Genomic DNA, 26,954 nt, shown 5'->3' with positions numbered 1-26,954 from the left:
TAAACCTCTATATTGAATCTATTAAATTTCTGGTTACTTCTTTTTTATTATAGTAATAGTTTTTGAGTTCATGGATTTCATATCTGTTGCTTTCTTCACCCCTATGGATGCATCACCCTCTTCAAGCTTTTTTGGCAATGTCACATCAATCTTTTCAGCACTCCACGAAACCACACTGCACTTATAAGTTTTGGCATCCTGAGTTACAAAAACTGTTCCTGCATTTTCTCCAAAATATTTACCATTAACAGTCAATGTACTTCCTGGCATTGTTTTTTTATTGCTTAAAGAAGAAAGTATAGGTGGGCCTTCTAAATCAAAAATCTCAAATGCATTATCTGCAACTGAATAAAGTACTCCATTAACAACCTTTATGTCACTTACGTTTTCTCTATGATAGTTATATTGCTCAACTATTTCTTCTGATCTCAGATCAAAAGCTAATATACCAGTGAATGGATTTTCATCACTCTGCGTATATTCATAGAGCTTACTATCATTAATATCAAAAGCACCGACATCTTCACCCGCTAGATGAGATACTACAAACGGTGATTCAGGGTTACTTATATCTATCTTAACTGGTTGGTATTGCCTTCCATACAGATATCCATCAGCATATATAAATTGCTCAGCTCCAGCATCCGTCGAATGACCTACATATACAGGTAAAGAGGGATTAGAAATATCGTATATTTGGAGACCGTCACTGGCCTCGCTACTCCCCATATAAGCATAATTTCCAGAAACATAAATCCCGCTTACAGGAGTGCCTGTACTTATACTTGAAATAAGCAAAGGAGAAGAAGGAATTGAAACATCTATAATATTTAAATCCCCATTTGTTACATATGCCAGGCCATTTGATACGTAAACATAATATGCACCTTCTATATCGTAGTCACCCAAATGGGTTGTTTTTTTTGGATTCGACACATCAATAATCTTAAGACCAATATACGGGCCAACCAGATAAACAAGCTCATTCTCAACAAACATGTCAGTAATTAAATTGTTATTTTCAACTATTTTTACTTTAAAAAGTCCCAAACGCCTTGGTTTTGCCTGATCTGAAATATCTAAAATCAATAAACCGAGATCTGAACATGAAAGATACGCAATATCATTTTTAATAATAATTTCCTGAGGATATATTTTATTTTTTTTGCTAGAGTATGAACCAATTAGATTCTTTGAAGATAATTTGCCGGTTTTAATTTCTTGAACTTCTGAGTTTGAATAGCTGACCAGACAAACAAAGAAAGTTACAACCGATAGAAAAAACCCAATTATTTTTTTCTGCATATCAGACATCTCCAAAGAATTTTTTCAGCAAAAAAGGAAAACCATTTAGATAAAAAATTTGATTGATTGATTGATTGATTGCAATATTAAAGCCAAAATTACACCATATTAATTAATTTTATCTATTTTTAACTACCATACACATTTGAATGTTAAATTTCAATAAAATATTTAATACTTTTGATTACTTTTATAATTCTTATTGTTTTATAATCACGAAAACAGAACTTCAGTTAGAAAAAAAACTAAATCAAATAGGTTTTTCTATGCAGTGGAAGATAAAATATATTACTATGAAAGCGGCGGCGGTCTGCATAAGGGCGCCTGAAGTTTGAAGCGAAATGCAGACTGCCGCCGCTGATATATACAAATGACATACGCAAATAATGATAACTAATAAAATACTCACTGTCGGAAAAACAGATTCAGGGGAACGTCTTGATAAATTCATAGCCATCCTGTTCCCTCATATTTCGCGAAGGACTGTTCAGGAAACCATTACCAAAGGGTTTATACTTGTAAACGGAAAAGCCGGCAAGAAAGGCATAATGCTAAGTGAGGGAGATAATATTGAGATAAAAGAAATGCCTGAGCCATCTGACATGTTCCCCTCAGCAAATCCTTCCATTTTAATCGATATCGTATATGAGGATAAAAATCTCATAATCGTAAACAAGCCTGCCGGAATGCCCTCACATCCTCTGGCTCCCCTTGAAAATAACACGGTTGTAAACTTTATACTTAACCTATGCCCCGAGGCGTCAGGCTTTGGCTATTCGCCCCTTGAGCCTGCAATCCTCCATCGTCTCGACATCAATACATCAGGGCTTTTGATGGCAGCAAAGAATGAAGAAACATTTGCAAGGATGAGAGCAATGATGAAAGACAGGTTAATCATAAAGACCTATCTTGCACTAGTCCTCGGCAAACCTGAAGAAAATGGAGTCATAACTTCTTCCATCAGACACCATGAGAAAGATAAAAGAAAAATGAAAGCCTGTCTTTCATCAAAAGATGAAGAGGGAGGAAAAATCTATGAGGCTGAGACAACTTACAAGGTCGCAAAATCATTCAACGGCTATTCGCTTCTTGAAGTCACTATCAAGTCCGCTGTAATGCACCAGATAAGATGCCATCTTGCATCAATCAATCATCCCATATCTGGAGACAGTCTTTATCAATCGCACCGCCAAAAGAAGGCAGACACACTGGCACCTTCGCGCCACCTCCTTCATGCATGGAAGATATGTATTCCCAAAAGAAATGAAATATCAGCATTAGAGGTCACTGCACCGGTACCTGAGGATTTTGAAGATTACATGGCAAGACTTATAGAAACAAAATAAATATCGGCTTGGCAAGACAAATCACTTTGCTACATCAATGAGTACCTTTATTACATTCTTTTCTTTTGCAGCCTCAATGGCCTTTACACCCTGAGAAAGCGGGAATACTTGCGAGATGAGATGAGATATTTTTACTTTTTTCCCGGCAAGTATCTTGATTGCGTCTTCGAAGGGGCCGCACCTTGAACCAACAACCGTAACTTCGTTAACCACCAGAGGTGCAAGGTTGATATTGTACGAGCTGGCAACCGTGCTTTTTAAAACTATTACTCCACGAGGTTTTACAAGCTCAATAGCCATTTCAAGGCCTGATGTGTTTCCCGCACAGTCAATCAATACATCCAGTTTTTTATCTTTCAGAGATTGCAATGGTTTAGCCTGAGCTATATCAATCGTGCTTATTCCAAGCTTTGAAGCTACATTGAGTTTTACCTTATGTTTGCCTACAAGTATTACGCTCTTGGTCTTCAACAACATGACCTGAGCCATCAACAAACCAAGTTTGCCGTCGCCTATTATCCCGACTCTTGCATTTGGTTTTATTACTGTCTGCCGTAGCACTTCGAGACATGCTGCAAGAGGCTCGACGAAAACAGCCTCTTCATCGCTTATGTTCGTGATCAGGTGAAGGTTTTCATCTGGAAGCGTAATATACTCAGCGAAGCATCCCCATTTATTAGCTATTCCAAGGACCTGCCTTTTAGAACAGTGATTGCCCAGTTCTTTTCTGCAGTATGTGCATTTCCCGCAGGGAATGTTTATTTCGCCCACAACCCTTTTGCCCTGTAACTTCCTGTTTGAAGACTCCTCTACAATCCCTACAAACTCATGCCCGGGAACTCCATCGAATCCCAAATATCCCTTTGTTATCTCGATGTCAGTATTGCAGATTCCGGCCTTGATAATCTTTACAAGGGACGTACCCTTCTCTGCTACAGGCAGCGGCAGGTCGCTTCTAAAACTCAGGTTCTTGTCAAAATATAGTCCACGCATTTTTTTATTATAACACGTTCTATTAAATTATAGTAGCTTTATAATTACATTCTTAATTATATTAATTACATGAATAAAAATATCAAAATCACTGTTTTAAACCAAGATACCGGAGAACGCCTTGACAGTTTAATACATTCAAAAGCTCCGGAGCTCTCCCGCGCTGCTATTCAGCGTCTCATAAAAAATGGAGACATAAAAGTAAACTCGGCTTTATCTAAAATGAGCCATAAGGTGAAAGCTGGAGAAATAATAACAGGAACGCTTCCCGAGCTGGACGAGCTTTCTGCAATCCCTGAAGAAATACCAATCAATATTAAATATGAGGATAAAGACCTGCTTGTAATAGACAAATCTGCCGGCATGGTTGTCCATCCCGCCGCAGGCAATTACACGGGGACATTGGTAAATGCACTACTCCATCACTGCAAGGATCTTTCCGGTATTGGAGGAAAGCTGAGGCCAGGAATCGTCCACAGATTAGACAAGGATACATCGGGGCTTATGATCGTTGCAAAAAATGATCTGGCGCACATCAATCTTTCAAAACAGCTAAAAGATAAATCCCTTACACGGAAATATTTTGCCATAATCCACGGAACTCCGCCGCAGGATGAAGGAAAGATAGATAAAATGATCGGACGAAGCCGTACGGACAGAAAGAAGATGGCAGTTGTCAAAGAAGGAGGCAGGGAAGCCATAACCTTTTACAAAGTGATTGAACGCTTTAAAAGTCACGCTCTTCTTGAGCTTACACTTAAAACCGGACGGACCCATCAGATAAGAGTGCATCTTAAAAGCATCAAATGTCCTGTAATCGGGGATTCTGTTTATGGAAAAGGATTTGCGGAATCAGAGCAGAGCTTAGGGATAAAGATCAAACGCCAGGCATTACATTCACATTTTCTGAGATTCATTCATCCCCGCACCGGCAAGTCTTTTGAGTTCGACTCACCGATGCCGGATGACATGAATGATGTACTGCAGATTCTGAGAAAAAAATAAAGCAATTTACATCTTATGTCCGCCTTGCACTCCTTCCATTCCTTGCATCCCGGAATGTGCAGGGATTTCTGCGACCTGATTATATTTTGAAGGATCTGATTTTACGAACTGACCTGTTGCCATGGCTTCGTTGAACTTTTTCTTAAACCAGAGTGCAAAGTTCGGGTGGCGGTTAAGTCCGTGGCTGTTGAAATCAAAGGTTAGTCCTGAAAGCTCCTTGATCCATTTTCCATTCGGCTTCATTGACCTTATGTCCTGTGTCTGTGCACAGACAACAAGGACTTTGCTGTCTTTTGACGCCTCAGCAATGGTATTTCTTATCTTCTCTTTCTGTACAACTTTTATCTCTTTGTCAGCATCATCCCTCCAGTACCCGTAGGCGACTCTCTTATAAGGGGACTTTGACTTCACTGTTTCTATCAGTTCATTAAGTGTCTTATCATACTCAGGCATTTCCCAATCATAAGTTGCGCCATGGTCAAGTACGAACAATGTTTCTTCTTTGGGATTCTTACTTATATCCTTTCCCCTGTCCAAAAGGATACCTGCAATAAGTTCATCTCCGCGCCAGCCATCTGTTACTGCAAATGTCATATTTTGAGGGACCGAGGCAAACTTGAGAGGCGCTCCTGTCATTTCCTTGTTAAAAGGAGGAGTCCCGACAGGACCTATACCCAGTATGTTGTGTGCCCTTGAAAGAAGCCCGTTATCCTTGCTATGCACAAACGCGGGAATTGCCACTACTTTGGTCACCCCCTGTTTTGCAAGCTTGTTTACTGCATACTGCATGCTTCCGGAGTTCCCCCACGTGACACAGCATACATAACCGAGCTCTACAGGAACACCTGTTGCAGATCTTACAGCATCACGAAGCTCTTCTGCGCCTTCATTAAATTCCTGATCCCCGCCATGCTCGAGAAGCAATATACCTGCCCTTTCATCCGCAAAGCCTCTGCCTGCAAGAAGCACAAGAAACAGAACTGCGATAAAGACAATACACTTTCTCATACCTTTCCCTCCGTATACTATAACTGATAAGATTTATCTGCTGAAAATAACAGATCTTCTTTCAACTACTACACTCTTTATTTTACGTCAAAAAAAATTTTACCTATTTTCTATATTGACATAAGGGGTTAATTTCTATTAATAGCATGTGAGCATTTTGGTCCCATCGTCTAGTGGTCTAGGATATTGGCCTCTCACGCCGAAGACACGGGTTCGACTCCCGTTGGGACTATTTTTTTATTTCACCAAAATGAAACACCCCCAGACATTAGCTGGGGGATTGCGGCGCATCGTCAGACTCCAAATTCGCTTAATAAATCCCTGTTTATATATTCATCCGAATTCATCCGTTCCATTGCTTTTTCACTTGTAAGCCATTCAATCTTTGCACCGGTCTTATCATTTTTAAGGACTTCGCTGGCTAAGAACTCTGTAACTGTTTCTACTTTGTCAGCAAGCATATTATAGATAAGTTTTACCTCTGCCCGCTTTTCTTCAGGCATCTTTTTCAGATTATTAAGGAGAAAGTCCGTGATTACCATGCCAGGGCTAAGAGTCCCGATCTGAACCGGCTTATCATTTGTTTCTTCAATCATTGATTCAGTAAAATATCGGACAGCTCTTTTGGTTGTCCCATACACAGTCAAACCCGGACGCATCATGTCGCTGCTGCCAAAACCCTCCATGCTGTATATCTGGCCAGACCCCTGCTCAAGCATACCTTTTAATGCCACCATAGTCCCATAAATAAGTCCGGTTATGTTCGTGTTTACAGTCGGGGCGATTTCTGCCGGATCCAGTTCCCATAGAACCTTTGAATTTGTATCTCTGCCTGCATTGTTGATCCAGATATCAATCTTCCCGAATTTCTGCTTTGCAGAATTCCAAAGCGTGCGTACCTCATTAATATCTGTCACATCACAGCTCTGCCCTAAAACTCTGTCCTGTCCAAACTCCTTGCTTAATTTCTTTACCTCATCTTCCAGCTTCTCTTTGTTTCTGCCGCTCAAAGTGACCGAACATTCTCTTTTCAAGAACTCTTTTGCCAATCCTAATCCAATCCCTTTTGTACTCCCTGTCACAACAACTGTTTTCATAATATTATTCTCCTTTAAACCGTTAATCGAATTCAATTTTATTATAAAATAATTACAGTATATTTCTTGCACTATTAGTGCTATTGTAAAGTAAAATTTAATCAATGTATTTGAGAAGTGACAACCAATTTAAATATTGACTGCTGAGATTATGAGAGCTGACACAAAGAAAATTTTCATTATAGTAGCTGGCGTCCTCTTATTAGAAGTCTTCGCCTTTTACATGGCATACTCTATTTACAATACAAACAAAAAAGAACACCTAAATGATTTTAAGACGAGGCAGCTAATCATTGCACGTCAGGTAAAAGCGCGTGTTGAAGATTTTTTCAACGACCTTTCAGGCGACCTTCACACACTTTCAATGGCTCCTCCTATTGTTAGCGGCGACACTGCGAAAATAAACAGAGTGACGAACAATTTTTTTAACTCTATGAAGGACAGGGTAACCTCTTTACGTTATATCAATGAAAAAGGGATATTAGTCAGGATCTTGCCTGAGACAAAAGAGAATAACGCCCTTCTCGGCAAAGATTATAGTTCTAAAGAATATTTCCAAAAATGCCTTGCAACCGGTGATAAATATATTTCAAATTCACTTACCCATGAAAATGGGAAAAAAGAAATACATGTGTCTGTCCCTGTATTTGCCATTGAAGAGAAGGGGCAAATTTTCAAAGGTATTGTCACTGCTGACGTTGATTTGGATTGGCTGACACAAAACTTCCTTGCTTCTGTAAGACCAGAGAAAGAGGGATATATATGGATGATGGACGAAAATGGGACTCTTTTAAGCCAGATCAGGCACCCGGAGATGGTGTTCAACAACATATTCACAAAAGATAAAAGATGCTATGAATGTCATGAAACACTGGAACCATTAAAAAAGATATTAATGGGGGATGGCGGCATATATAGATATGAAGTTAAAGGTTCAAATGAAAACTATATTGTTTCCATGCCCACTAACGTTGCTTCAAAAAAATGGGTTATTGCAATAAACACTCCTGTAACCCAGCTTGATAATGCTAATCAGAAGAACTTTGAGCAGACATTGGTGCTTATGTTTTTTATTGCCGCGACAATTCTTTTAGGTTCAATTCTTATACTTCGTATCAACAGGGAAAGGATTGTTGCAGAAAACAGGGAGAAATACACTGCAGATATACTTGCAACAAAGCAGGTTCTTGAAAAGCTAATAGAAAACTCAGCTGACGGAATATTGATTGTAGATGAAAAAGGAATTATGAAAGATGTAAATGAAGCAGCATGCAATATTATCGGATACGATAAAAATGAGCTAATAGGGATGCATACTGCATTTCTGTCTTCACCTGACCCGGAAGCACGCCAGAAAAGACTTGACTCCCTGAACGAACTTTTTACTACAGGCAGACTTAGATCATATGAAAACATGTGGAAAAGAAAAAATGGAGAGATATTCCCCTGTGACTCAACAAACAGCCTTTTCAAGGATGAGAATGGTGATTACAAAGGCGGAATTGTAATCTTCAGAGACATCACTGAGAAGAAAAAGCTTGAACAGGCCCTTATAGATGCACAGCGACTTTCCGCAGTGGGGCAGATAGGTATAACAGTAAAACATGAAATAAATAATCCCTTAGGCGGGATAATTGGCTATTGCGAATTAATGTTAAAGCACCCTGAAAATTACGCTGAAGATAATCTGCGAAGGCTCAAAGATATGCTCAAAATGGCATTCCGCATTCGAGATGTAATAAAGAAGGTCGAGGGGATCCGTGATGTCGAAACCACTGATTATATCGATGGAATAAAGATGATCGACATCCGCAAAGCAACAGACTCTGCCAAGCCCGAAGAGAAGAAATAGTTTCAGATCTTTTCTTAATTTCAGACCATCACAAGTCTCTTACCTGTCTCAAATGTCTTTTGTAATCCTTCCTTATCCTGAGCGATTACCCCCTTCTCTGTGCACCCTGAGCCATATACTGCTTCTTCCACAGTCACGCCGTACCATGACATAAGGCTCACATGATGATCTATAATCCGCTCAAAGGCTCTTGCATTCGGAGCACCCCATGTCACCACAAGAGCCCCCCTTCTCTTTTTCCCCTCGAACACCCACGGGAAACTCCCCAGCCCGTAAAGCCTGTCATGATAATTTGCGAGAACTGCCGATTCCCTCCCTGTGTAAATCGGGAAGCCGACTATAAGAACATCACATTCAAGAAACTGCTTATATAAAACCGGCGTCATGTCATCCTTAAGAGAGCAAAAGCCCTTAAAGTTATTGTCTCTGCACTTATCGCATCCTGTGCAGTAGCGTATATTAAGCTTGTTAAGATGTACCTTCTCAACCTCTGCACCTGCTGATTCAGCGCCTTTAAGCAGTTCGTCGATAATAATATCCGTATTCCCTCCCTTACGAGGGCTTCCAAGTATGGCAGCAACCTTTGTCTTTCCGGAAGGGGCTATCTTGATTTTGCTACTTTCATCAGTGCTCCAAAACCTTATAGTAGGTTTTAGAACAGCTTCCCTGCCTCTAAACATTTCTTCTCTGGTTATCAGACCTAAATGAAGAAGCGTGCCTTTAATTACCCAGCTATGTTCTGAAAAGGGCCAGACATTGAGAATATTAAGCAGGGTATCAGCGCTTATTTCCTTTTCCCCATTGGCTGCTGCATGGAGATTTGCAATGATCATAAGCTTTTCGCGCCACCTTCCCCTTATGATTGCCGGCCAGGCAAGAAGCATCTTTTGTAGCAGTTCTTCTGCTTTAGACGAAAGCGGTAACTCTGCCATATCTAAATTCCTCCACGCTTTTAAAAGTTAGTTTGTCTTTATTTATTTTAAAAGTTTAACAAATATTGTAAGCAAACTTTGTAGAAACTTTGCGAAATATTTACAATTAACAATAAGCCCTATGGAGAATTATCTGAAATAATCCTGGGGTCTATCACTGCCACATAAGGAAGATTCCGGTATAGATCCATATAATCAAGTCCGTATCCTACAACATATCTGTCTTCTATCTCGAACCCTGAATAGTCTATGCTGACATCGCATTGACGTTTCTTTCTTTTAACGATAAAAGCGCATGTTCTTATTTCTGCTGGTTTCATACGGGCAAGATATTCTTTGGCAAAGTCAAATGTTAGCCCGGAATCATAGATGTCATCAATGAGAAGCACATACTTATTCTTTATGTCAATCCTGATGTCCTTATCAAGCTTAACTTTGCCCGTGGAAACCGATGAATTGCCATAACTAGAAAGAGTGATGAAATCGAATGACATCTTTATAGGCATAAGCCGTATAAAATCAGCAAGGAATATAACGCTCCCTTTAAGTATGGCGATTATTACAAGGGGCTTGTCAACATAGTATTCCATAACTTCAGATACCAGTTCTTTTAGCCTTTCCTTAATCTCTTCTTCTGTAATTATTATTTTCTCAATGTCACTCTGCATGTGCCCTCGCCGAACGAAGATAAAGTGAAAGCCCTGAAAAGGAAATCATCCTTATAAAGAGGGCATATATTATGCCATCCATGCCAAAGTAAGGGACAAGAATGAGAAATACTGCAAAGTATGCAATGGGCACGGCAATCTTTACAAGATATAGCTCCTTTATTCTCTCCTGTGAAACAAACTCAGCTTCGATTATCCCACCGCTGACGCCAATGACCTGAAGGATGCAAAAAAACTTTGCATAACGAATACTCTCCGAATAGGCAGATGTAAAAAGTAATGGGACTATCCATGGAATAACGATTATTATAATGAGCGCCATCACAGCAAAAAGCGAAGTGGCAACAATAATGAGTTTAACCGTAGACGTTCTTCTTGCTTCTTTCTCTCTGGAAAAGCCCGGGAGCAAAAGGGTTTGTATTATCCTTGAAAACTCTCCCATCTGATCATTAAACAACCTTCCAACGGAAAACACTGCAAGCTGGGTCATTGAAAAAAATGACCCTATGAATAATGTATCCAATTTCTCTTCCACGCTCGCTATGGCAGACCTTACAGAAAGATGAGTTCCAAGTCTCACTACTCCTCCGTCATCTTCTCCCTGAACATAGCTGCGGCTAAGCCTTCTTACATAAAGAGTGCAGAAAAAGTAAAACACCGAGGCAGAGGCAACATAAAAAACACAGACTACTTCTATATTGGCTGAGAAAAAATATATCCCCGCAAAAGCAAATGAAAAAGTTACTAAGGCAAATGCAGCACGAAAGAAAGCAAGAGACCTGAAAAGCGACCTGCCGTTAAGATATGAAAAGGCTGAATCTAAAGCAAAATAAAGCGGCAAAAAAGGAGATGCAAAAATAAGCGCAATCCCGATATCTGCGTTCCATCTTAATTTATAAAATACTCCCCCCGTCACTGCTGCAATCAGGGCGGTTACAACTCCTGCCTTAAGTCTGGTGCGCGTACCATTTATATATGCCTTCCCCTTCCCTGCGGCGACAGTCCTTATTATTGCTGTGTTTATCTCGGGAAGTGAAAAAGGGCTGAGCACTCCAAGGATAGTTATAAAATACCGAAAGCTTCCAAACAATTCTTTATCAGCAAGGTTTGTAAAGGCGACCACAAGAACTACACCGGTCACAACAGAAAAAATCCTTGATGCAATGAGATAGCTCCCTCCTTCCACTATGGACATTGCTTTTTTACTTTTCATCATCATTTGATTTACTATACAACAAGAGAGAGATACAATTCCATATAATAGAGATTGAAAATATAAGAGAGGAAAGATGGAATATTTATGCCGGAAATAAGCGTAATAATGGGAGTATATAACGGTGAACGCTATGTAAGCGAGGCGATAGAAAGCATACTCTCGCAGAGTTATGATGATTTCGAATTTATCATAGTTGATGACTGCTCGACTGACCGTACAAACGAAATAATAAAAAGCTATAACGACCCTCGAATAAAAATCATCAGGCTGGATAGAAATCACGGGCTGGCATATGCGTTGAACATTGCCGCAAAAGAATCGCAAGGGAAATACATCGCCAGGATGGATTCAGATGATATTTCAGTGAAAGAACGATTTGAAAGACAGATATTATTCTTCAGAAAAAATCAGGATATTTCAGTTCTTGGGACATCATATTATGAGATAGATTCATCAGGGGAAATCATCGGCGAGAAAAAATTTCCATCAGATGACAAAGATATAAAAAGCCTGATGATAAAAATAAACCCATTCTTTCATGCCTCTATAATGATGAAGAAAGAATCACTTGAAGAGGCAGGCTATTATAACGGTTCACTTAGGATGCTTGAGGATTATGACCTATGGATCAGGATGTCTAAGAAATGTAAACTCGCCAATTTGGACGAATCCCTGATTAAAAGGCGCTATCATGAAGGAAACGTGTGCCTTACAACCGACAATGCACAGCTTCTTGCCGGAGTCAAACTGCGGCTTAAATACATATTCGCAGGATATTTTCCTGCTTACGCTTTAATACACGTAATAAAACCGCTCGTTGCCTATCTTACCCCTCAACAATTGAGAAAATTTATTAGAAAGACTTTCTTCAAAAGCAGCCTTTATGGTCGTTGAGTATCTGTTCCTGTTTTCCTGAATCTTTCAGTAACCGCTTCATAGTGGCCCATAACCTTCCTTGCGGATTCATCCCAGCTATAACACTTCTCTGTTTTAGCTCTTGCATTGTTCCCTAATTTCTGCCTGAGATTTTCATCTTTCAAAAGCAACAGGATATTGTTTATATAAGCCCTTTTATCTCCCGGAACAGATAAAAGCCCTGTCTTCTCATCGTCTATTATCTCAGGGAGCGACGCTGTATTTAGCCCCACTACAGGCTTTCCGCAAGCCATAGCTTCAACAGCCGCCATCCCGAATCCCTCGAGCAGTGACGGAAAAACATATACATCGCAAATATTCAGAACTCTGCATTTTTCCTCTTCAGGCAGATAGCCGCAAAATCTGACAAGATTTGAAATCCCAAGTGCTGCGCTTTTCCTCTTAAGAGAAGCAAGCTCTTCACCTCTGCCGAAGATGAGACAGAGCCACTCTTCATTCCTTATCTCTGCCAGACACTCGAGGAGAAATGACAGGTTCTTTCTTTTCTTCATTCCCCCTATATACATCAGAACCTTCTTCCCATTGGTCCCATATTTATTTTCCATAACAGGATCTTTTGGAAACGGCTTATATTTATCATCAACACCATTATAGACAGCCACAATCCTGTCTTCTTCCACTCCATAATCATTGATAATCTGTTTTTTTGAAAACTCGCTCACAGTTATGATAAGATCGAGGGCAGAGGCAACTCTCCTGTCAATGACAAAGCTCAATACCTCGGGGTCTATATGATGATGATGCCCTATCAGCGGAATGCCTGCGCCATAAATACTTCTGAACATAATAGCTGCCGGACCAATAAACCGAAGCGAGTGGACACGCAACAGATCAAAGCCCTCTTCTGCATAATTTTTTTTTATGGCATTGAAATAAAGTGGATTTGAAACAAACCATCTGAGCCGTCGCGAAATTGGAAGATAATTGATGCTTTCAAAAACCATATCTTCCCTGATTTTACTGTTCTTCGGAAGTATTAGACTGAGTTTTCCGCCGTATTTAGGTATTCTTAATAAGAGTTCTCTTTCATAAACTTCTCCCCCAAGGTCGGAATCAGGAGAAATGCCCATGCATGGGGAACAGATTCTAATATCAGGCATCTTTGAAAATTACTCAGCAGGTTGTATAAAAGGAGCAAAACTTTTTCTTACAGACGCATTAAATATTTCCATATCGTAAAGATTTTTTGCTTCTTCTTCTACATATTGTCCCATTTTTTGGAGCAATTGCGGGTCACCGGCAAGAAGCGCTAGCTTGGAAGCAAGTTCATTGCTGCTGGCTGTTTTAAATAAAAAACCGCTTACGCCGTCATTGATTACTTCCATCATTCCGCTGAAAGCTGAAGCCACGACAACTGTACCGCAGGCAAAAGCTTCAAGGATTATCAGAGGGAAGGACTCCGAAGAATATGAGGGGACAACAAGAATGTCCATTCCGTTAAGGACATTCTCAACATCTTTTCTGTAACCTGTAAATACAATCCTTCCATCGAGCCCTAATTTTGCAATCTCAGATTTGAGCTTTTCATCATACCATTCAAATCCGCTCCTTGCCCTTCCAACTATTACTCCGAAAAGTTTTGGATTGTCCCTGCAAAGTTTACCCATTGACTCTATAAATGTTATTTGCCCTTTGTGAGGGATAAGGTCGCTGACCGTACCGGCAACAACAGCATCTTGAGGTATCCTGCAGAGGTCTCTGAAAGCAACGCGCTTTCTCTTATCAGGATAAAACCTTGTAAGGTCAACTCCATTGTATATTACGGTAACTCTTTCAGCCATTTTCCCATACTGCAAGGCGGCTGACTTTGAATCTGAAAGTATAAGATTTACGCTTTTCATATTGGATAAAATCTTTACAAGTGCCTTTGTTTTAAAATCACCAAGGATATTATGAAGATGCCATATAACAGGGACAGAAGCCTTTCTTCCGGCAATTGCAGCCCACGAAAACACCCTTGTACTGCTTGCATATATTGCTGTAACACCCATTCCCTTAATTATATCTACCGCCTTGCTTACAACAGACGGAGTATCTGTAAAGAATGACAAAACATCTGAAACGTTTTTCTTAACGAGCGAATATGATTTAAAAGGGATCTCTACACACTTAACCCCTTCTCTTTCCGCAGCATCTGAAAATTCACCTTTTGAAGGCACGATCGCTACCATCTCACATCTTCCCCGAAGTGCTCTGATGACATCAAGGCAGACCCTCTGTCCTCCGGCAACATTTGGAAGTGCTTCCCAGAAAAGGACTACTGGTTTTTTGTTATTTTTATGAGCTACCATTCTTTTTTTTAAAAAACAGGTTTACTTGTCACGCTACGCTAATTTATCATATCCATAACATATTGTTACATGGATTAACTATAAAAAAATCATAAAAATGGATAAAAAAGGAAATATTAATGCAGCTCTCATATTGTTTGGCGTCTTTATTGCAACAGCCTTGCTTTCAATGGATCTTGGAGAAAAAAGTCTTTGGGTAGATGAGATTTTTTCAGTTAATGCGGTACGGCATTTCAACAATTCCTTCGGGGATTTTTTCAGTTTCATAGCAGGCGACGTTCATCCTCCTCTCTACTTTCTTCTACTTTCTTTATGGGCAAAGCTTTCCGGAGACAGTGACATATCAATAAGATTTTTTTCCGTGCTCTGCGCACTCCTCGTCATTGCAGCTAATTACTTCTTTACAAAAAAAATTTTAACTCGCAGTACAGCTATCCTTTCTTCCTTCATTATTGGCATATCACCTTTTTTTCTTCTCTATTCCAGGATGGCAAGATATTACGTACTGGAGGCACTTTTAGTCTGTGTATGCAACATTTTATTCTTGAAAATAATGGAAGGCAAAAGAACCCTGCCGGTTACGATGTCATACATTGTATTTTCAGCAGCAGTGCCCTGGTGTTTTTATCCGGCAGCGCTGCTTATCGTCTCGCACACTGCATGTTTTTTTATCCTTAAACGTTATCATAATATTCCAGCAAAATACTGGATAATTACTCAATCAATCATAGCACTTTGTATTCTTCCAGCACTGCTTCTTTCAATGAATCAGACATCCAGGTTCTCTAATGATATTAATGCTGACCTTTCTGCTTCTCCTCTGGGAACTATTGCTGCTGCAGGCGATATGCTCTATGAGTTCTCATGTGGTGGCACTATATTCCCATGGGGTATATCTGCTCTCCTGCTGCTGGCAATTACTTCGATATTTACAGCAAGAGGATTGTTTTTTCTCTGGAAAGAGGAAAAGAAAATCTTTTTACTGTTAATAACGCTTTTTTTAATACCTGCCGCAGGAATGCTCATTATATTTAATACGATAGCCTCAAACCATTCTTTCATCTTATTTGCTTCAAGATGTTTTTTCCTGTTCCCGGTTTTTACCGTCATACTGGCAAAAGGATTTTATTCGTTCCCGGGATTTAAGAAACTTATCATTCCCATATTTGTGATATTGAACTTTTTCCCTATCAAATCTTATTTCTCGGGGGATTCTTTCCTAAACCCAATTTATGCAATACCATCAAGAGAGATAGCGCATGAAATCGCAGCCAATTACAGCCAAAATGATTTAGTAATTGCTCCTGCCGATTCAGCGGTTCCTGAATATCTGGAACGCCTCGCCAGGAGGCCTGAAACATATGAATATGACAACAGGATGAATGCCATCTCTGCCATAAAGGAGAAGAGGCCGGAGTTTGTAATAATTGTCTCTCTGGGAAGAGACAGGATGCAAAAGCTATATGAAGATGACCCTGAAGAGGCAGTTACACAAATTGGCTATTCCTTTGAAAAACAAATTAATTATCTTAAGAGCGATAAAACGTTCCTTGCTTTGAAGGAATTCTTGTTTAAAAAAAAATCATATCAGTATAAAGTCACAACAAAAGTCTTCAAGAAAATACCTTTTTTAACTGGCAGAGAGACAATTGAAAATCCTTCACATATATAAAGATTACTACCCTGTTCTGGGTGGGATCGAAAACCATATAAAGATGCTTGCAGAATATGAGTCATCAAAGGGATACGATGTAACTGTTCTGGTGACCAATAATACCAATAAAACAGTTACGGAAATTCTCAATGGAGTAAAAATAATCAAAGCCTCAAGAATAGCGACAGTTGCGTCTACTCCGCTGAGCATCTCAATGCTTGCTATATTAAAAAAATTAAAGCCGCAGATCGTCCATCTCCATTTTCCTTACCCGCTTGGAGAGACTTTTTATCTTATTTCAGGTATCAAAGCAAAAACAGTGATTACTTATCACAGCGATATAGTAAGACAAAAATATATTGCCATGCTGTACCGTCCCGTGCTTGAAAGGGTTCTTAACAAAGCCGACCGTCTGATTGCTACAAGCGAAAACTATATCACCAAATCCCCTTTCCTTTCACGGTTTCGGGATAAATGCGCAGTAATTCCGCTCGGGATAGATTTAGCACCTTTTGAAAACATTAATACTAAGGGGCAGGATGCGATCAGAACCAGATACGGCACCCCTCTTCTTCTTTTTGTAGGAAAACTCCGTTATTATAAGGGACTCCCTGTATTGATAGAGGCGATGAAAGAAATAAACGCATTTCTGTTGATAGTAGGAACGGGGCCTATGGAAACTGAGCTCAAGGAGATGGTAAAGAGTTTACAACTTGAAGAAAAGGTTTTTTTCACAGGTGAAGTTTCTTATGAGAATTTGCCCGATTATTTCCATGCCTGCGATATATTTGTCCTTCCTTCTACAGAAAAAAGTGAAGCTTTTGGGACGGTACTTCTTGAAGCTATGGCCTGCGCAAAGCCCCTCATAAGCACAGAGCTTGGTACAGGAACATCGTTTGTGAACATAGATGGCGTAACCGGATTTGTCGTAAAGGCGAAAGCCCCTGATGGCATATCATCATCAGCCACTAAAATTTTAAACAACCCGGGACTTATGAAAACATTCGGCGACAATGCAAAAAAACGTGTGGTAGATAATTTTACCATTTCCGTTATGTCCGACAGAATTCTCTCCCTATACCATTCTATTTGATGCCATGATAAAAGGTTTGCCAAAACATAAGCGTAAAGTATAATCACACAATTATTTATTAGTTTAATTCTGTACTGTGTTATAAACCATAGTCTTTGATGAAAGGTATTTGATGATGAAATGTCTTGTTACAGGTGGAGCGGGGTTCATAGGATCTCATCTCACGGATATTCTTGTCGGGAAGGGATATGAGGTAACGGTTCTTGATGACCTGTCCATCGGCAGCCTTGAAAATTTAAGCAACCTCCTCGAAAAAGGTCTTATAAACTTTGTCAGAGGAGATATCCTGGATGATAAAATACTCGAAGAAATTATTCCAACAGTGGACGTTGTTTATCATCTTGCTGCATTGGTCGGTGTTAAACATGTGGTAGATAATCCGGCACGCGGAATTTACGTCAATTATTCTGGAACAGAAAAAGTAATGAGAACTTGCCTGACGCATAACAAGAGAATGGTATTCACTTCGTCCTCTGAAGTTTACGGTAAAAGTCCGGGGCAGTTCTTCAAAGAGAGCGGGGATATGATACTCGGTAATTCCTCAGTACCGAGATGGTCTTATGCTGTTTCAAAGGCACTTGGAGAACATCTCGCAATGTCCCTTAAAAAAAGCGGGCTTGAGGTTACAGTTGTCCGCTACTTTAATGCGTATGGACCAAAATCAAAACCCGACGGCTATGGAAGTGTAGTTGCAAAATTCATCATGCAGGCGCTTGAAGAAAAACCAATAACAATCTTCGGAAACGGCACACAGATACGTTCTTTTACTTTTGTAAGAGACACCGCACGCGGAACAATGCTTGCAGGGGAATCAAAGCGCTCAATAGGAAAACTATATAACCTGGGAAGCAATTCTAAAATCCAAATCGTCGACCTCGCAAAAGCGATAAAAAGACTTACCAGCTCAAAATCACCAATAACATTCATCAAGCCTGAAGATATCTATGGTACAAATTTTGAAGATATACCGTCACGTTCTGCTGATGTATCTCTTGCAAAAGATGAACTGTGTTTTGAAGGAGAAATCGGGTTTGAAGAGGGTCTTAAAAAAACAATAGACTGGTTTAAGAGTGTTCCGTTAAAAAGGCTTTTATAAGGGAATATGAGCTATTTTATTTTAATATTTGCGTGCGCCCTCGTATTATCATTGGCACTGACACCACTTGCAAGAAAAGTTGGCATAAAAACAGGAATAATTAATACCCCCAGCTCTGAGAGACTTAACATGGCTGCTACCCCTCTGCTTGGCGGTGCTGCAATTTATTTATCATTTCTCATCGCTCTAATCATATTCAGGTCAGAATTCAGAATAGATCAGTGTTTCGGTATATTTACCGGAGCAACCCTTGTATCATTTTTCGGTTTATACGACGACTGGAGGGAGCTTAATCCTGCCTTGAAATTTGGAGGTCAGCTAATTCCACTTTTTGTCCTGGTTTCAACCGGAGTAAAAGTAGAAATATTCGAGTCAGAATTTATAAATATACTAATAACAGGATTATGGGTTATTGGAATAACCAACTCCATCAACCTCCTTGACAACATGGATGGGATAGCTGGAGGAGTTGCATCTATTGCTTCACTTTCTTTTTTAGTACTTGCGATAATGAACGGGCAGTATCTTGTTGGAAGCCTTGCTGCAGCTATGCTTGGCGCCTGTCTAGGTTTTTTAAGATACAATTTGAATCCCGCACGTATTTTCATGGGAGATACCGGGAGCATGTTCATAGGTTTTCTTCTCGCTTCAGTCGGCATAAAATTAAGATTCCCGGGGTTAGCGGTGGAAAACACATGGATGATCCCTGTTGTGATACTTTCATTTCCAATATTTGATACAACATTAGTAACCATCTCACGTGCTAAAAAAGGATTAAACCCATTTACTACACCAGGCAAAGATCATTCAACTCACAGGCTCTGTCTGTTGGGTTTGTCGCATAAAAAAGTAGCATATGTTGTTTACCTTATATCATTATTATTCGGAGCCCTCGGGGTATTGATTTTCTATTTCCCGGGTATAACCGGTTATATGGTATTTGCCGCAACGATATTAATCGGAATAATCGGTGTTGTTTTCATGGAAAGGCTTTACGAAGGTAAACGCAATTAGTCAATTTTGTCATCCAATAATCAGATAATCATTAACGACCCAACCGCTAATCAGTAGATTTCTCTAAGTGAGTGAAGTATAAGCTTCTCTTGAATCTAACTTCTCTTCATACGTAATTTTAGCTCCTCGATATACTTCCCCATCCTTTCCTTCTGATTTTTTGGTGCAACTGCAAAAGCTTTTTGAGCTTCATTCAAAGCATCGTTATAACGGGTAATCCTGTCATATAAAATTGCAAGATTCTTATGCGCATCATAATCATTTGGATTTATTCCAAGAACTTTTTGGTTCCCCTCTATGGCATGCAGGTTGTCATTTTTCATAGTATATATATAAGCCATTGAGCTGTATGCTCTGATAGAATCAGGCTTTCTTTTGACAGCCTCTGTATATGCTTTAAGCGCATCATCAGGTTTTCCAAGTTTGCGTAGAATATCTCCAAGAAGTATACAGGAATTTTCGTCTCTGTTATTGAGATTTGCAGAGGTTTGAAAATAATCCTTTGCTTTTGTTAATTCCCCTAAAATCATGTAGCTTTCCCCTGCTTCGCGATAAATATATCCTCTCCCAGGGGTTAGGGAAATAGAAGTCTCAAAAGCTTTTGCTGCTTTCTCTAAAAGAGATTTTCTTTTAGCAGGTGACGCCTCTACAGTCGCCCACTGTTTATACATTAACCCCATAACATAAAAGTTATGTGCATTTTCAGGATTTAACTTGCATGCAGCCTCCACTTCATTTTCTGCCTTATCGAACCACATCTGCCTATCCTTGCTATCACGAACACCATTAGACATGAATGCAACGCCAAGTGCTTTTCTATAAACTTCCTCGGTTGGATTATATAAAACAGCCTTTTCAAAAAAAGGCATCGAAAGATCCTGACCCTTTGAACTCTTGAGCGTTGACCCGACATTAAAATAACAGTCAGCCTTTATAGGAAAGATATTAATTCGATAAGCAAAAACTCCGCAAATTATTCCGGCAAGAACATAAACTGCCAGCCTGAATGGACTTGTTGATAGCCTATTACTAGCGGGGATGTTAGCAACTTCTGCAACTGATGCGGCTAATATAATTAATATGATTGTCACTATATAATAACCTATATAATTTGAAATTTGGTCGGCAGCTAATAAATGTTTTAAAGAAACATCAGGCTTCATGAGTATAAAATAAAGCACAAGACATACAGAGAATACTGCTGCAGAAGAAACAAAAATTATGGCCCCGTTCTTGATAAGTTCTTTACTATACGTTCCTTTTTTATCTTCATCTTTATATTGATATTGGAAGCAAAATATACAACCGGTGAGAATCCATATAATTGAGATAAATATAAAGTAAAATGATGAACTTCTTTGAAGGCCAATATCGCTTGATAAAAAATCGAACATAGTCGTTATAAGAAGAATTATAACAATCATTGATGAGAGCCAATTCCCTGTCTTGCAATGCGCAGGATTACTCAATTGGGACAATTTATTCTTATTCTCTTCCTCAATATTATTATAAGAAAGAAAAGCTATAATGCTTCCTGAATAGACCCAGAAGTAGAGATTTGTTGACGCTATGGGAATTCCTGTCTGTACTTCAATCAGGTGCCCAATAATACCGGAAAGAAATCCGGCGACATATAATTTATTACTGTAAGTGACATCATTATCGTTAATATTCTCACCAGTATTTTTGCCTCTGAAGAGGAAAAGAATAATAGTAAGAAAAATACCAGTCCCTATAGCAACTCCTGTCAATTCCTCAAAAACAGTAAACCATATAATCAACAAAGTCAGAATGATTGGAATTAAAAAGCCGGCAATCCAAAAATATGTCTCATTTTTTTTGTCCGCAAGTATCCCCAGCCTCCTGAATGCCATTGAGAAGAGAGCTATGTAAACTGCAATAAATGCTATAATCCCTATTACACCTTTTGATGAAAGAATATCTAATGGTTCATTATGTGACCTGTCAGGTACAGCTTCTAATGACTCATATTTTGAAAGTTCTGATTCATAGACTTTATTGTATGAAACGTACATGCTTTCTGGACCATAACCAACGAGTATTCTGGACAATGGACTGCTTTTAATTAGTTTTATAGCTCCCTTCCAGATCAAAAGCCTTACTTTGCCTGTTCCAGACTCCGTCTCAGCAACATTAAGTATCCTTTCAGGATTCCCGCTGGCATCTATACCTACGTTTGAAGGAGCCTCACCGTTCCCCCGCATAATAGCATTTGCCAGGATAAGCCCGGTTATTATTGATATGATCAGTACAACGGTTGAAACATACTTCATGAATTTCTTACCAGATAGCTTGCTGTAACAAAGAATAAAAAAGAGCATGCTTGCAGCAAATCCAAGAAGTGGGCCCCGGCTTTTGGTCATATAAATGGCTAAAATCTGCACAATGAGAAATAAAACATGAATAATTACATTTGGGATATGCATTCCCTTGCTTTTATTTCTATTTTCAAAAAGAATGATCACCCTGCTAAGTGTAACAGGAAAGACCATGATTAAATATGCTGAGAGAAATATTGGATTTCCCAACGACGATGTTACTCGTGCGGAAATGTCTTGAACTGCCCACGGAATAGGATCTATCCCTGCGGACTGGAAAATACCCCAAATTGAAACCGGAACAGACGATGCAATAATGACATTTATGAAGAATTCCCTGTAAAAAAAGGACGAGGAGAGAAAATATAGTGCTCCGAAAAAAAAGATTAAATATGCAAAAACTGTATAAATACCCTGCTGCCTGAAGTAACTACCCCATATACTGTATTGGGGAATAATAGAGAATATCGTTGAAATCACCTCAGAGAGAAAATAAAAAAGTACGGAAATTAAAAGCAGAGAAGAATATTTCAAATATGGCGCAACAGTATGTTTCTTATTTTCTATAAAATATATCAGAAAAAATAAAAAAGCCATAAGAGCAAGTATTCTTAGGTTAGCTATCTTGTCTGGCTCGAATATTCTTCTGGATGTAACATTGAAAAAAACAGGAGTAACAGCAATTGCTGCAAATAATAAATTCCTTATTGCGCTAATTAAAAATATAGATATTTTATTATCCATTTTCTCTCCATAATTTGATACATGTAATTTTATAAATTCCAGGTCAAAAAACTTTTTTTCAATAGATTATATTACTTCAACAGATTTCAACTTTGCAAACAATACAAAAATAATTTTTGATTTTTTTAGTTTATTATTAAAGCAGTCCTTAATTATTAGATTGATATGCATACAAATAACTCATATAGAAGAAAAAACATCTTGACTTTATTCTCATGTCAATTAGTAAAACCCATAATAGTTAAGAGAATTAACCTAATTTTTGATGGAGGAATATATGAATATTTTAATTGTTGGCGCAACTGGTGACGTTGGATGTGAATCAGCAAAAATTGCTGTTGAAAAAGGACACAAAGTAAAAGCTCTTATAAGAAGTACATCAAACAGAGATAAACTTGGTTCAGCAAAAGATAAAATTGAATTTATAGAGGGAGATATACTTGATAAGACTTCACTTGGTAAGGCTATGGAAGGAATCGATGCACTCATAATTTCAATCAGGCTCACACCTGGTGAAATGAAAAAAGGTCGTACTTATCAGGATGTTGAACTTACAGGAGTTAAAAACCTTGTAGATGTTGCAAAGCAGAAAGGAGTTAAGAAGCTAATTCATGTGTCTGCCGTTGGAGTCGGCTCTCACTGTGTATCTGATATGTATCAGGCAAAGCATCAGGCAGAAGAAACAATAAGAAACTCAGGTATAAATTATACCATATTTAAGCCTTCAGGCATGTTTAAGGATTTTCGTTTTTATCATGTCCCTAAAGTAATAGAAATGGGAGAAACAAACAGATGGCCTTTTGGTCCTGTCCATTTCCATATGAATCCTTTGTCTCATATTGATCTTGCAAAATGCATGATAGATTCTTTAACAAATCCGAAAGCATCGAATCAAAGCCTTGAGATTGGAGGCCCTGAGTGCATAACACAGGGCGATCTACTCAACATGATTGCTAAAGAAGCTGGGATAAAAGCTAATTACACTGAAGGCGTTTCCAAAGAACAACTCATAGAGATGGTAAAGAATAATCCTCAGAAATCTTTCTTCTCAGCTGAGCAAATCAAAGATTTTATTAATGATACAATTCTTGACCATGCACAAATTAAAGCAATCTTCGGAATCGAATTTCAGAAGGTTGGAGATTTCTTAAAACAGGTAGTTCCAGCAGTAAAAGCTTCATTAGCAGCAAAACAACAGAAATAAACTTACTTTTCAATTAGTTTTAATTGGAGCCTTAGTAACTTAAGTTACTGAGGCTTTTTTATTTTATCCGTAAAGTAAGATTATGATTTGTTTAAACATTAATAATGGAATTCATAATTCCGATTAAATAGCCACAAATGAAAGGAGAATAATTAAATGCTAAAAATAAACCTGTTGCTAAAAAACATTATAAGAAGAAGCGGTATGACACAGGGTGAAATTGCAAGAGAAACAGGGGTATCAGCTTCAAGATTATCGAGAATAATTCATGGTTATACAAAACCACGAAAAGAAGAGGAAGAAGCTCTTTCAAGGTTACTTGGCATTGAAAGTGCAGAATTATTTCAATAAAATGCCCATATGAAAAAAATATTTATTGAACCAAGACTATTTATTTTTGGGAGAATCGATGAAGATGAATTTTTTGCAACGTTATTTTATAATAAGAAAAACAGATAAGCAAATTGATAGCCAGATTCGTTTATTTTTCATAGTAGGTTTGTCATCGACAGCTACTCTTTTATCACTTCTCCTCTGGCACACACTACAAACAATAAAGAGTTTTTTTTAGTTACTATTTACTGTTTAAAGCTTTCACTGTCCGATCAAGCCGTTTTTCATCTTTATCAATAAACTTCAACTCACCCATTTCAGGAAGTTCAATACCTAGTTTTTCCCTAACAAGTACAGAAAATTGTTTATGAGCTTCTGCCACGGCACTTCTTGTTTGTAGAAGTTTATTTGAAAGCTCATCAGCTTTAATAAATTCACTGTTTCCAGATACAAAATATTCTTTTCCTTCCTTTAAAAAACTTACCGCATCTTCCTTTTTACCCTGTTTTAAAGCTGCATCAGCTTTAGACATTACTGCTTCTGAATCTCTATACATAGCCTCACCTTTAGCTATTGCCGTATCCCTATCCTTTAAAAAAGAAACAAATTCTGCAAACCGTTCTGTTGTTCTAAGAAAACTGCCCTTCATTTCATCATTTAATTCTTGAGCACTAACAGATGGAATATTTTTTCTGATATCATCAAGTGTAATATTTATTTCAGCTAATACTGTAGAATTTTGCTGATATGAATTTGAATCTTTATATTCAAGGTTTGACACCCGCTCAATTTCACGTCCATAATTATTTACATACATATGTAAATCTGCGAGTTCCGGAGATGTCTTTGTGATATTTATTTCCTTTTCAAGGTTGTTAAGTAGTTTTTCTATTCTTTCAAGACGCTCAACTGGTGAAGGAACGCATGCACAAAGAGGCAATAAAATAACAACTATCAGGTATCTAGTCAACGCACGCATAAACCTCTTCCTCCAGAAAATAGTTTTTATCATTTTCATTATCTGTTCTTTATTATAAATAAAACACAATAGAAAAAATATAACTCTAAAACGTTAATAAAGAAAATATTGGCATACCTAGTAGTTTTTTTCTGCCTTCAAGAAATGACAGCTCAATGACAAAATCTATTTCTTTAATTATCCCGCCATTTTTTTCTACCAGCTTGGAAACAGCATTAATTGTTCCGCCGGTAGCAAGAAGGTCATCTACTATTATAACATTATCACCAGCACTAATCGCATCATCATGAATCTCAAGCTTGTCAGTACCATACTCAAGCTCATATTCAATGCTAGTCGTCTTATATGGTAGTTTCCCAGGTTTTCTTACAGGTATAATGCCTGCACCAATACAATACGCTAGAGCAGCTCCAAAAATAAACCCTCTTGCTTCCACGCTTACAACCTTATCAATTTTTTTACCGGCATGTCGCAAAGCAAGAGAATCAATCACCTTTTTAAATGCTGACGGATTCCCAATAAGTGGAGCAATGTCTTTAAAAATGATTCCCTTTTTAGGAAAATCATGAACATCTCTAATTAGTTTTTTTAATTCCTCCATTTCTTCCTCCATACAATCAGACATATTTATACAACGTTGTTTTTATAAATTTCATAAGGATAAATAATATCATCTGGTATTGTATCTATATATTTAGATCTGAATTCAGAATCCTGCATCCTGCAATGGTTGCATTTACTCTCATAAGCAGGATGTGAAAGTAGTCTATACCATATAGTTTCCAGCGAATCATCTTTTATATTTCCAAAAGACAGGGGTGTAAAATCGCACGGACAGATATCTCCATAGGCCGTCATATAGAATTGTTCGTTTCCTGCAAAACAGCCTGATCCTTTAGGTCCGTTAATCCAGGACTGAGTGATTACTCCGGGATAACCAGGTCTGAGTCTGTATTCATTAGTCAGTTTAGCTATTTCTTCTTTCTCTTCCATGGATAATATCATATTGACATTGTCCATAAGCTTTCCTGTAGGAACCGGATCAAAAACTACAACTTCATTGACTCCAATTTCTTTGCCAAGTGTCAGGATTTTTTCAAGACTTCCATTGTGATAATCTTCTCTCGTTGCATATGTTGATATTCCAACAAGAATTCCAGCATTCTTTGCATTCTGAATTCCTTTAATGGCTTTATCAAAAAGTCCTTTGACACCTCTTTGCTGATCGTGGACTGTTGGATCTGGACTGTCAATACTTACCATTACCGCGAACAGCCCTGAATCAGAAAGTTTTTTGCAATTTTCCACCGTTAGATATTCCCCGTTAGAGAACATCATGCAGTTTGCATCATCAGTATTAACATGTTTTATAAGTTCAAAGATATCTTTTCTTAAAAGAGGTTCTCCACCTGTAAGAGTTATATTCACAACACCAAGAGCGATTGCCTGATCAAGGACATTCTTAAACTCTTCCGTTGTGAGTTCCTTCCCTCTTTTTTTCATATTATTGTCTGCACTGCAATGGACACATTTTGCCTGACAGGCATATGTCACGCTTAAAGTACAGGTTGACGGGATTTTAAAATTTAGAAATTTTCTCAATAGTTTTCGAGTAAGGTCCTTAACACCTGCTTTGCTTGGTAAAGGAGGAAGAAAGCAAGTATAAACATTCCCATTTCTTTTAACAGCAATTACTTTATTGGTATTAAGCTTCATAAGATAAAGGTCAAAAAAACCTGACAATTCTTTTGAAAGTGTTCCAGTAGCCTTACCTTGTACAAATCCACTCCCATCAAGTTCAAGTTCTAATCCTAATAATTCATAATGCTCCATGAAACATCCCATCCTT

23 protein-coding genes and 1 tRNA gene are annotated in these 26,954 nt (G+C 38.4%); 11 read left to right on the top strand and 13 right to left on the bottom strand.

Annotated elements, in window-relative coordinates; translation table 11 throughout:
- Window positions 1-33: 33 nt before the first annotated feature.
- Window positions 34-1,305, bottom strand: coding sequence for a hypothetical protein (locus HZA77_14710; protein ID MBI5376682.1), 1,272 nt, complete (start codon window positions 1,303-1,305; stop codon window positions 34-36).
- Window positions 1,306-1,691: 386 nt separating this feature from the next.
- Here HZA77_14710 and HZA77_14705 point away from each other — a divergent pair, with 386 nt between their 5' ends.
- Window positions 1,692-2,651 carry an RluA family pseudouridine synthase gene (locus HZA77_14705; GenBank protein ID MBI5376681.1) on the top strand — a complete coding sequence of 320 codons (960 nt, stop codon included), beginning with the start codon at window positions 1,692-1,694 and terminating at the stop codon, window positions 2,649-2,651.
- Between the two features lie 21 nt (window positions 2,652-2,672).
- Here the strand turns inward: HZA77_14705 and HZA77_14700 are convergent, their stop codons facing one another.
- On the bottom strand, window positions 2,673-3,644 hold the full coding sequence (locus HZA77_14700) for an alcohol dehydrogenase catalytic domain-containing protein (GenBank protein ID MBI5376680.1): 972 nt from the start codon (window positions 3,642-3,644) through the stop codon (window positions 2,673-2,675).
- Window positions 3,645-3,704: 60 nt separating this feature from the next.
- Here HZA77_14700 and HZA77_14695 point away from each other — a divergent pair, with 60 nt between their 5' ends.
- Entirely contained in the window at window positions 3,705-4,649 is a 945-nt protein-coding gene (locus HZA77_14695; GenBank protein MBI5376679.1) for an RluA family pseudouridine synthase, read from the top strand.
- 6 nt (window positions 4,650-4,655) lie between these two features.
- On the opposite strand, the gene HZA77_14690 is transcribed toward HZA77_14695, so the two are convergent.
- Entirely contained in the window at window positions 4,656-5,657 is a 1,002-nt protein-coding gene (locus HZA77_14690; protein ID MBI5376678.1) for a hypothetical protein, read from the bottom strand.
- A 159-nt stretch (window positions 5,658-5,816) separates the two neighbouring features.
- Between HZA77_14690 and HZA77_14685 the strand changes: the two genes are divergently transcribed.
- Window positions 5,817-5,889: transfer RNA gene (locus tag HZA77_14685), tRNA-Glu, on the top strand.
- 61 nt (window positions 5,890-5,950) lie between these two features.
- Here HZA77_14685 and HZA77_14680 read toward each other — a convergent pair.
- Window positions 5,951-6,754 (bottom strand): SDR family NAD(P)-dependent oxidoreductase, encoded by an 804-nt coding sequence (locus tag HZA77_14680; GenBank protein MBI5376677.1) that lies wholly within the window; start codon window positions 6,752-6,754, stop codon window positions 5,951-5,953.
- A gap of 151 nt (window positions 6,755-6,905) precedes the next feature.
- Here HZA77_14680 and HZA77_14675 point away from each other — a divergent pair, with 151 nt between their 5' ends.
- Complete coding sequence (locus HZA77_14675) at window positions 6,906-8,606, top strand: PAS domain S-box protein (GenBank protein ID MBI5376676.1); 1,701 nt, start codon at window positions 6,906-6,908, stop codon at window positions 8,604-8,606.
- Window positions 8,607-8,626: 20 nt separating this feature from the next.
- Here HZA77_14675 and HZA77_14670 read toward each other — a convergent pair whose 3' ends face one another.
- The 3 genes from HZA77_14670 to HZA77_14660 form a co-directional block, all read right to left on the bottom strand.
- A complete protein-coding gene (locus HZA77_14670) occupies window positions 8,627-9,538 on the bottom strand; it encodes a flavodoxin family protein (protein MBI5376675.1) in 912 nt (303 codons plus the stop codon).
- A 119-nt stretch (window positions 9,539-9,657) separates the two neighbouring features.
- Complete coding sequence (gene hpt / locus HZA77_14665; protein MBI5376674.1) at window positions 9,658-10,206, bottom strand: hypoxanthine phosphoribosyltransferase; 549 nt, start codon at window positions 10,204-10,206, stop codon at window positions 9,658-9,660.
- Window positions 10,196-11,425, bottom strand: coding sequence for a hypothetical protein (locus tag HZA77_14660; GenBank protein MBI5376673.1), 1,230 nt, complete (start codon window positions 11,423-11,425; stop codon window positions 10,196-10,198). The genes hpt and HZA77_14660 overlap by 11 nt, the downstream gene beginning before the upstream one ends.
- Before the next feature lie 81 nt (window positions 11,426-11,506).
- On the opposite strand from HZA77_14660, the gene HZA77_14655 reads away from it, so the two are divergent.
- Entirely contained in the window at window positions 11,507-12,316 is an 810-nt protein-coding gene (locus tag HZA77_14655) for a glycosyltransferase (GenBank protein MBI5376672.1), read from the top strand.
- Here the strand turns inward: HZA77_14655 and HZA77_14650 are convergent.
- Both HZA77_14650 and HZA77_14645 read right to left on the bottom strand, forming a co-directional pair.
- Window positions 12,304-13,458, bottom strand: a complete 1,155-nt coding sequence (locus HZA77_14650) for a glycosyltransferase family 4 protein (GenBank protein ID MBI5376671.1) — start codon at window positions 13,456-13,458, stop codon at window positions 12,304-12,306. The genes HZA77_14655 and HZA77_14650 overlap by 13 nt on opposite strands.
- 9 nt (window positions 13,459-13,467) lie before the next feature.
- Complete coding sequence (locus HZA77_14645; GenBank protein ID MBI5376670.1) at window positions 13,468-14,649, bottom strand: glycosyltransferase family 4 protein; 1,182 nt, start codon at window positions 14,647-14,649, stop codon at window positions 13,468-13,470.
- Between the two features lie 97 nt (window positions 14,650-14,746).
- Here HZA77_14645 and HZA77_14640 point away from each other — a divergent pair, with 97 nt between their 5' ends.
- From HZA77_14640 to HZA77_14625, 4 genes are all read left to right on the top strand, one after another.
- Entirely contained in the window at window positions 14,747-16,321 is a 1,575-nt protein-coding gene (locus HZA77_14640; GenBank protein ID MBI5376669.1) for a glycosyltransferase family 39 protein, read from the top strand.
- Entirely contained in the window at window positions 16,299-17,396 is a 1,098-nt protein-coding gene (locus HZA77_14635; GenBank protein MBI5376668.1) for a glycosyltransferase, read from the top strand. The genes HZA77_14640 and HZA77_14635 overlap by 23 nt, the downstream gene beginning before the upstream one ends.
- Before the next feature lie 112 nt (window positions 17,397-17,508).
- Complete coding sequence (locus HZA77_14630; GenBank protein MBI5376667.1) at window positions 17,509-18,492, top strand: NAD-dependent epimerase/dehydratase family protein; 984 nt, start codon at window positions 17,509-17,511, stop codon at window positions 18,490-18,492.
- Window positions 18,493-18,498: 6 nt separating this feature from the next.
- The gene (locus HZA77_14625; protein MBI5376666.1) at window positions 18,499-19,506 is read left to right on the top strand and encodes an undecaprenyl/decaprenyl-phosphate alpha-N-acetylglucosaminyl 1-phosphate transferase; all 1,008 of its coding nucleotides are present in this window, start codon (window positions 18,499-18,501) and stop codon (window positions 19,504-19,506) included.
- Between the two features lie 95 nt (window positions 19,507-19,601).
- Here HZA77_14625 and HZA77_14620 read toward each other — a convergent pair whose 3' ends face one another.
- Window positions 19,602-22,589, bottom strand: coding sequence for an O-antigen ligase family protein (locus HZA77_14620; protein MBI5376665.1), 2,988 nt, complete (start codon window positions 22,587-22,589; stop codon window positions 19,602-19,604).
- Between the two features lie 277 nt (window positions 22,590-22,866).
- Here HZA77_14620 and HZA77_14615 point away from each other — a divergent pair, with 277 nt between their 5' ends.
- Window positions 22,867-23,793, top strand: coding sequence for an NAD(P)H-binding protein (locus HZA77_14615; GenBank protein ID MBI5376664.1), 927 nt, complete (start codon window positions 22,867-22,869; stop codon window positions 23,791-23,793).
- Window positions 23,794-23,949: 156 nt separating this feature from the next.
- Window positions 23,950-24,144 (top strand): helix-turn-helix transcriptional regulator, encoded by a 195-nt coding sequence (locus HZA77_14610; GenBank protein ID MBI5376663.1) that lies wholly within the window; start codon window positions 23,950-23,952, stop codon window positions 24,142-24,144.
- A gap of 223 nt (window positions 24,145-24,367) precedes the next feature.
- On the opposite strand, the gene HZA77_14605 is transcribed toward HZA77_14610, so the two are convergent.
- Genes HZA77_14605 through HZA77_14595 form a run of 3 tightly spaced genes read right to left on the bottom strand, consistent with a single transcriptional unit; the run spans window position 24,368 to window position 26,938 of the window.
- Window positions 24,368-25,144, bottom strand: a complete 777-nt coding sequence (locus tag HZA77_14605) for a hypothetical protein (GenBank protein MBI5376662.1) — start codon at window positions 25,142-25,144, stop codon at window positions 24,368-24,370.
- Window positions 25,145-25,190: 46 nt separating this feature from the next.
- Window positions 25,191-25,706, bottom strand: a complete 516-nt coding sequence (locus HZA77_14600) for an adenine phosphoribosyltransferase (GenBank protein ID MBI5376661.1) — start codon at window positions 25,704-25,706, stop codon at window positions 25,191-25,193.
- Window positions 25,707-25,732: 26 nt separating this feature from the next.
- The gene (locus HZA77_14595) at window positions 25,733-26,938 is read right to left on the bottom strand and encodes a radical SAM protein (GenBank protein MBI5376660.1); all 1,206 of its coding nucleotides are present in this window, start codon (window positions 26,936-26,938) and stop codon (window positions 25,733-25,735) included.
- Window positions 26,939-26,954: the final 16 nt, after the last annotated feature.

Source organism: Candidatus Schekmanbacteria bacterium, assembly GCA_016219965.1.
Classification (GTDB): domain Bacteria; phylum Schekmanbacteria; class GWA2-38-11; order GWA2-38-11; family J061; genus JACRJM01.
The sequence above is the reverse complement of the archived record's forward strand: the minus strand, read 5'-3'. Positions and strand labels throughout refer to the sequence as shown.